At 41.7% G+C, this 7,222-nt stretch carries 4 protein-coding genes; 2 read left to right on the plus strand and 2 right to left on the minus strand.

Annotation, left to right across the window (positions count from 1 at the left end):
• A partial coding sequence (locus tag QZZ43_RS05590) for a glycoside hydrolase family 3 C-terminal domain-containing protein (protein WP_291856942.1) occupies positions 1 to 1,555 on the plus strand: 1,555 nt, incomplete at its 5' end.
• A 231-nt stretch (positions 1,556 to 1,786) separates the two neighbouring features.
• Here the strand turns inward: QZZ43_RS05590 and QZZ43_RS05595 are convergent.
• Positions 1,787 to 3,721, minus strand: a complete 1,935-nt coding sequence (locus tag QZZ43_RS05595; protein ID WP_291856943.1) for a M56 family metallopeptidase — start codon at positions 3,719 to 3,721, stop codon at positions 1,787 to 1,789.
• 5 nt (positions 3,722 to 3,726) lie between these two features.
• Positions 3,727 to 4,101: a BlaI/MecI/CopY family transcriptional regulator gene (locus QZZ43_RS05600; protein WP_291856944.1), complete on the minus strand. Its 375-nt coding sequence runs from the start codon at positions 4,099 to 4,101 to the stop codon at positions 3,727 to 3,729.
• A gap of 264 nt (positions 4,102 to 4,365) precedes the next feature.
• Here QZZ43_RS05600 and QZZ43_RS05605 point away from each other — a divergent pair, with 264 nt between their 5' ends.
• Positions 4,366 to 6,351 carry a glycoside hydrolase family 97 protein gene (locus QZZ43_RS05605; RefSeq protein WP_291856945.1) on the plus strand — a complete coding sequence of 662 codons (1,986 nt, stop codon included), beginning with the start codon at positions 4,366 to 4,368 and terminating at the stop codon, positions 6,349 to 6,351.
• Positions 6,352 to 7,222: the final 871 nt, after the last annotated feature.

Raw genomic sequence — 7,222 nt, forward strand, 5'->3', positions numbered from 1 at the left:
CAGTTCTTCGTCAAACTTCGATATGCAACTGTTTCATGAGTATTATGGCGCAACTTTTCGTCGTGCCATTCTCGAAGGCGGGGCCAATGCTTACATGGCTGCTTATAATGCTGTTAATGAGGTACCTGCTCATATTCACCCAATGCACAAAGAGATAAGCATGAAAAAATGGGGCGTTGATGGCATTATCTGCACCGATGGTGGTGGGTACACATTGCTTGTCAGGGCTCACAAAGCGTATGATGATTTTTCCCGGGCTGCCGAAGGGGTAATTAAAGCGGGACTGAATCAGTTTCTGGACGATTATCGCGAAGGGGTTTTGGGGGCACTGGAACACGGATACCTCACTGAAGATGATTTGGATGAGGTGCTTAAAGGTGTTTACCGGGTTATGATTAAACTTGGGCAACTTGATCCTCCCGAACAGGTGCCTTATGCCTCAATCGGTCGAATGGGAGAACCCGGTCCGTGGACAACCGATGCACATCAGAATGCGGCTCTCCGAATGGCACAGGAATCAGTCGTGTTATTGAAAAATGAAGAGCAAATATTGCCATTATCAGCCAAAAAACTCAACAAAGTGGCTGTTATAGGTTATTTGGCCGATACTATCTTGCTTGATTGGTACAGCGGAATGCCTCCTTTTATGAGTACTCCTCTCGATGGAATCAAAGAAAAGATGGGTGATAAAAAGGTTCTGTTTGCACCCAATAATGATTACAATGCAGCGGTTAAGGCCGCTTCGCAGGCCGATGTGGCGATTGTTGTTTTGGGTAATCATCCCTATTGCAACAGCGAGCGTTGGGGCGATTGTCCCGACCCGGGTATGGGACGGGAGGCTGTTGACCGTAAAACTTTGAAACTTACTGATGAATACCTTGTGAAGAAGGTGTTTGAAGCGAATCCCAATACTATTTTGGTTTTGCAAAGTAGTTTTCCTTATGCCATCAACTGGTCACAAGCCAATCTGCCTGCTGTTTTGCACATTACCCACAACGGACAAGCTACCGGAACTGCATTGAGTGATGTACTTTTTGGAGATTACAATCCCGGAGGTAAACTTACCCAGACCTGGCCAAAATCGGAAGAGCAGTTGCCAGATATGATGGAGTACGACATTCGCAAAGGTCATACTTACATGTATTTTAACGAAGAACCGTTGTATCCCTTTGGCTTTGGACTGAGTTATACTTCTTTTGAATGGCAGGATATTAGCATTAGTGATTCTTTAGTGAAATCAGATGAAGAGAAAATTTTTGTAACAATTAAACTAAAGAACACGGGTTCGGCCAAAGGAGATGAGGTTGTTCAGTTATATGCTTCTTTCCCTGAGACGAGTGCTAAACGTCCCGAAAAAGCTTTGAAAGGTTTTCAGCGGGTAACCCTGGAGCCGGGAGAATCAAAGAAAGTCGAGATTCCTGTAAAACTGGATGATCTGGCTTATTGGGATATCGAAAAAGACCAATTTGTTATTGAACCCGGAATAGTAAAAATATTCGCCGGCAACTCGTCGGTAGATGTTCAATTGAAGGATAAGTTTGTTATTGAGGAATGACAACTGGATTACCGTTTTTTGATGATAGTGGGGCAGAAGAGAAAACATTCTCTTTCTGCCCCACTTTTTATTTCTGAAAAGTTGAGTCTGCTCCGAAAAGAGGTTTTTTTGTCAGGATCGAGGCGCAGCGAATTTTTTGAACCGGAGTTAACTCGACGTTAATGAGGATTAAAAAAAAACCTGTAACGAAGATGTTGGCAACAAAGAACCTTTTCGCAGTGGGCTCAAAATTTATAGTTCAAAATTCACGGGAGAGGTATAATTAACTGCCACGTTTTTACCTCTTTGTTTGCCGGGTGTCCAGTCGGGCATTTCTTCTATGACCCGTTTTGCTTCGGCATCCAGACTTGGATGCACACCTCTGATGACCTTCGCCTCAACAACCTTGCCTTTGGGAGATATGATGTAAGAAACAAAAACTCTTCCCTCAATACCTTTTTCTTTGGCTTCGGCCGGATATTTTACATTGGTGGAGATGTAATTATGCAACGCTAAATCGCCTCCGGGAAATTTAGGCATCTCCTCAACTATAAAAAAGAGAGGTTTGCCATTGTAGGTGTTGTTTTTTGATGCTTCACGTTTCAGTTGACGCTGGCTGTCTTCTTCTGTCTTTTCAGCGCTTTCTTTCCTGGAAGTAATCAAAATAACCCCATTTTTTCCTTCTTCACCATATTTTTCCGTCGCAGATTTATCTTTCAGTACGTCAATGGATTCAATTGTTTCAGGGGATATTTCATTTAAAGCTTCAAAAGGAACTTTTTTACCGTCCAAATAGACTATTGGTTGTGCCTCAGGATTCGTTTTGTCATTCGAGCGGATCGAAACGTTTAGGTCTTTTTGAACTGTGTCTCTTTTGAGTATTACGACCATATCTTTTTGAAAAACAGGTTGTTTTTTAACTGTTTTGAAGCCAACAAAAGAGAAAGAAACTTCAGCGTTATCGGCAACATCCTCAATTCTGAACCCGCCATTCATGTCTGTGATGGCTCCGGTGGTGGTATTAACAATGACGATGGATGTTCCCGGAAGCGGCTCTCCATTTTCCTGAACCACTTTTCCTTTAATGGTCTTTCCATTTGATTGTTGTACCTGGATATTATTTTCCAGTCTTTTAAGTTTCATAAGCTCATTCCGTGATGTGGCCTTGTTGCTTACTTTCCGGGTGGTTTTGGCCGCTAAAAGTGTCGAGCTGGGTACCTCCGGAAGTGGTTTCTCTATTTCCTTAACGAGATCGTTAATGATTGTTGAGTTTTTGGATTCCTGACTTTTAGTAATCTTTTCCTGATCTGGGCGGGAATTGGATTCATAAGCGTACTTTGGTTCCGAAAATGAATAAAAAATGAGGACAGCGAACGGAAGAATAAAAAGTAGCTTCATTTTCCGGATGATTGAGGTGGATGTATTTTTCATCATGATAAATCGTTTTTTGTTGAGTGAATAACTAAAAGAATGTCCCAGCCTGATGACTTCACTTCCTAAAAGATGATTGAGAAGTGTAGCCTTGTAAAATGCTGGATCAGGCGAAGACCTTAAAGCCGATTGGTCGGCCAGGTATTCATGGTTTTGTCGAATGAAATGGCTATGCAGCCAGGCCATAGGATTGAACCATTGAAATGCGCATAACAGTTCGGCCAAAACAAGATCTATCCAGTGGTATTGCCGCACATGTGCAGCTTCATGGGCCACTATTTCCCTTATTTCCCTTTCCGGTGATGTAGGATTGACAAAAATGTATGAGAAAAAGGAAAAGGAATGGAGAAAATGATTGGTTTTCACCACTTTCAGGTCTTTTTGAACCTTAATTTCAGAGCGTCTGATGGTCTTGATGACCTTCAGTGTTTGGATCAACATTCTTATAAGAAACAACAGGGTTCCTGACAAAAGAACTCCTGCGGCAATAACTTCCGGGGTAAGGAAAGGTGTTTGAATGGTTTCCACTGCATTTACAGAAGGTTCACCAATGCTCACAGATTCCTGGATTTGAGGAATGGTTACGGTATAGTTTATGGTAATCAGTGGGAATATTATTGCTGATAACAGTCCGGAAATCAGGAATAAGCGATTTAACCTGAAGAAGCGTTCATGCCGCAAAAACAGAAAATAAACCAGTCCGAAAGCTGAAAGCCAAACAGATGATCTTATTAGATACGAGATAAAAGTTTCCATAAAATTTAGTTTTTCTGTCTTCTTCTTAATTCTTTTCTGGTTTCGTTCATGAGTTCTTCAAGTTCCTCAATCGAAAGGTCCTTCTCTCTGGCAAAAAAGGATGCCATAGCGGGAAACGAGTTGTCAAAGTACTTTTTCATCACTCCGAAAAGTTGACTTTTTGAGTATTCTGCTTTTTTTACAAGCGGGAAAAATACATGTACATTTCCAAATGTTTTGTGGGCCACAAATCCTTTTTTCTCAAGAATCCGGACAATCGTTGAGACCGTATTGCGTGCAGGCCTGGGTTCTTCAAAACTTTCGCGGATGTCACGAACTGCTCCTTCGCCCAGTTTCCAAACTATTTGCATTACTTGTTCTTCTGCTTTTGTCAGTTGCATATTGTTTCTTTTTTGTCAATCCTTACGATGCAAATATGTGACTAAAAAATTAGTCGGTCAAGTTTTTTATTAAAAAAAATGACTAAAAAGTTAGTCGACAAGTTAAAAGAACATTTTCGGATTGGGCTCAGCCTTTTAAAAATGCCCGGTGTCAACAAAGGATGACTGATTTGGTCAAAATGTTAGCGTTTTTTGTGGAAGCACACTATATTTCCAAAAATACCTCTATTTTTGAAAAAACATAAAGAAAAAATCTACTTTGATATGAAGAAAATTGTGGTTAATCTGTTGTTGGTGATGTTTTTAACTTCATTGTCTGCCTATGGAAAAGGAAATGAAGTGTTGGAACTTACTTCGCCTAATGGCAATTTGAAGGTTAATATTGCTGTTACCGATGAGATAGCCTGGAGTCTTGAACTCAATGAAAATCTGATTGCCGGACCTTCTTCCATCGCTCTGGAAGTTGAAGGTTATGGCATTTTCGGGGAGAATCCGGTTTTGAGAAACTCTTTTCCCGGTTCGCGCAACGATGTGATTGAAACATCATTCTATAAAAAATCAAAGGTCAAAAACGAATACAATGAGTTGAATTTGATTTTCAAAGGTGGCTATGGGTTGATTTTTAGGGTTTACGATGATGGGGCTGCCTATCGTTTTGTTACTTCGATAAAAAAAGAGATTAACATAATTAGTGAAAAGACAGAGTTTATTTTTCCTGATGCTAAAGAGGTTTATGTACCTTATGTGCGGGAGCCTGTAGGGCGCTATCAGGTTTCATTCGAGAGTACTTATGATGTGTTGGGACTGGATGAAATTGATGCCGATTCATTGATTATTACTCCGCTTTTGGTGAAAAACAATGATGGTTCTTCATTGGTTGTGAGCGAGGCCGATTTGGAGGATTATCCAGGTATGTTTCTGTCTTTAAATGATGGGGCTACGGGATTTGAAGCTGAATATGCAAGATATCCGCTGGAGGAAGAGCAGGGTGGACACAACAATCTTCAGTCGTATGTTACCAAACGTGCCGAATTTATTGCAAAAACTAATGGTAATCGAGCGTATCCGTGGCGTATGATAGCTGTCGGAGAAAATGATGCAGAATTGCTTGGTAATGATTTGGTTTACAAACTTGCTTCCCCATCCCGAATTGAGGATGCTTCCTGGATTAAGCCCGGAAAAGTAGCCTGGGACTGGTGGAACGACTGGAATATTTATGATGTCGATTTTGAGGCAGGCATCAATACCGAAACCTATAAATATTATATCGATTTTGCTGCTGAAAAAGGAATTGAATATGTTATTCTTGATGAAGGCTGGTCGGAAAGCACCAATCTGTTAAATGTAATTCCGGAGATTGACCTTCAGGAAATTATTGATCATGGTAAGACTAAGGGTGTCGATATTGTTCTTTGGGCCGGATGGCTGCCATTGAATCAAAAAATGGATGAGGTTTTTGAGAAATACTCGGGCATGGGCGTCAAAGGGTACAAAATTGATTTTATGAACCGTGACGACCAGAAAATGGTTAACTTCTTTTACAAAACAGCTGCTAAAGCCGCAGAATACAAGCAGTTTGTTCTGTTTCACGGTGCTTACAAACCTACAGGACTTCACCGTACCTATCCCAATGTGCTGACTTATGAGGGGGTGTTTGGCCTGGAGCAGGTGAAATGGACCGAATACGACAACTTTCCCGAGTATGACGTGACGGTTCCTTTTATCCGCATGCTTGCCGGGCCGATGGATTATACACCCGGGGCCATGGAGAACGCCAATAAGTGGAACTGGAGAGCTATAAACAGTGACCCGATGAGTCAGGGGACGCGTGTGCACCAGCTGGCTATGTATGTGGTTTTCGATTCTCCCTTCTCTATGCTTTGTGACAATCCCTCAAACTACTTACGCGAACCCGAAAGTGTTGATTTTATTGCGTCTGTGCCAACTGTCTTTGATGAAACAGTGCCCCTGGCAGGCGAAATTGGTGACTATGTGGCTGTTGCGCGTCGTAAAGGAGACACCTGGTATGTGGGAGCAATGACCGATTGGAATGGTCGTGAAATTGAGCTGGATTTTTCATTCCTTGGAAACGGTGAATTCAAAGCAACAGTCTTTGCCGATGGTATCAATGCCGATCGTGCTGCCCGTGATTATTCCAAAGGAGAAATGACTGTTAACGGTGGCAAAAAACTGAAGATTCAAATGAAAAGTGGTGGCGGTTGGGCTGCTATTATTGAGCCCGTGAGATAAGTGTTGGATATTTTAAGAGATCTTGAGAACCGTCTTAACGCAACAATGTTGAGACGGTTTTTTCTTTTATTGAAGTTTAAGGCTCTGGTTTGTTTTTACGTTGATAAAATATTTCATTCACTGACAGAGTATTAATACAATACTCATTGGAATCTTTAATCCGCCCTGAGATTGCTTCTCCAGATTTCGTGCCTCATCGGGATCGGAATGACGTGTTTTTCTGGAGTTGTTGTTGATGGGAGGGTTTCACGCCAGGTGAAGCCCTCTCTTTTTTTATTCGAAGCTGATTACAATAGTCTGTTAAAAGAAAGCTTAAACGCTGAGGCGATATGACGCAAAGGCTTTATTATGAGGAAGTTGTGGTTTGTCTGTCGGGTTCTGTAATGTGTTAAATATCAACTGCTTGCAAGAGTTTTACGGAGCATTGAAAGATTAAGTTATGAAAAAAAGAGGAGAAATTTTCGATTTTTATGGAACGTTATTTGGGATTCTGAGTATTAGGAAATCTCGTGAGATAAATATTTAGAGACACATAACAGGGTTTAACCACAGAGAGCACGGAGAAACACAGAGGTTGCTTGCGCAACGGGGGTATTACACAGAGTAGCACAGAGTTAATTTAGCTTTTGCCTCTTTTTACCCTTTTATGTTTCAATCCGCAAATGGGCACCGATCATTGTTTTTGTGGAAAAGTGACAAGCAGAACCCCGGGCTGAAAGCCCAATTGACCTTAGCCCGGGGCACCGTCCCGGGAAAAGAAGTTCCAGGCAATTTTTTCGCCCTGAAAGGGCAGGTAAAAGCCTATGAAACGAGAGGAAAGTGACAAGCAGAACCCCGGGCTGAAAGCCCAATTGACCTTAGCCCGGGGCAC

Source organism: Marinilabilia sp., from assembly GCF_016278715.1.
GTDB lineage: Bacteria > Bacteroidota > Bacteroidia > Bacteroidales > Marinilabiliaceae > Marinilabilia.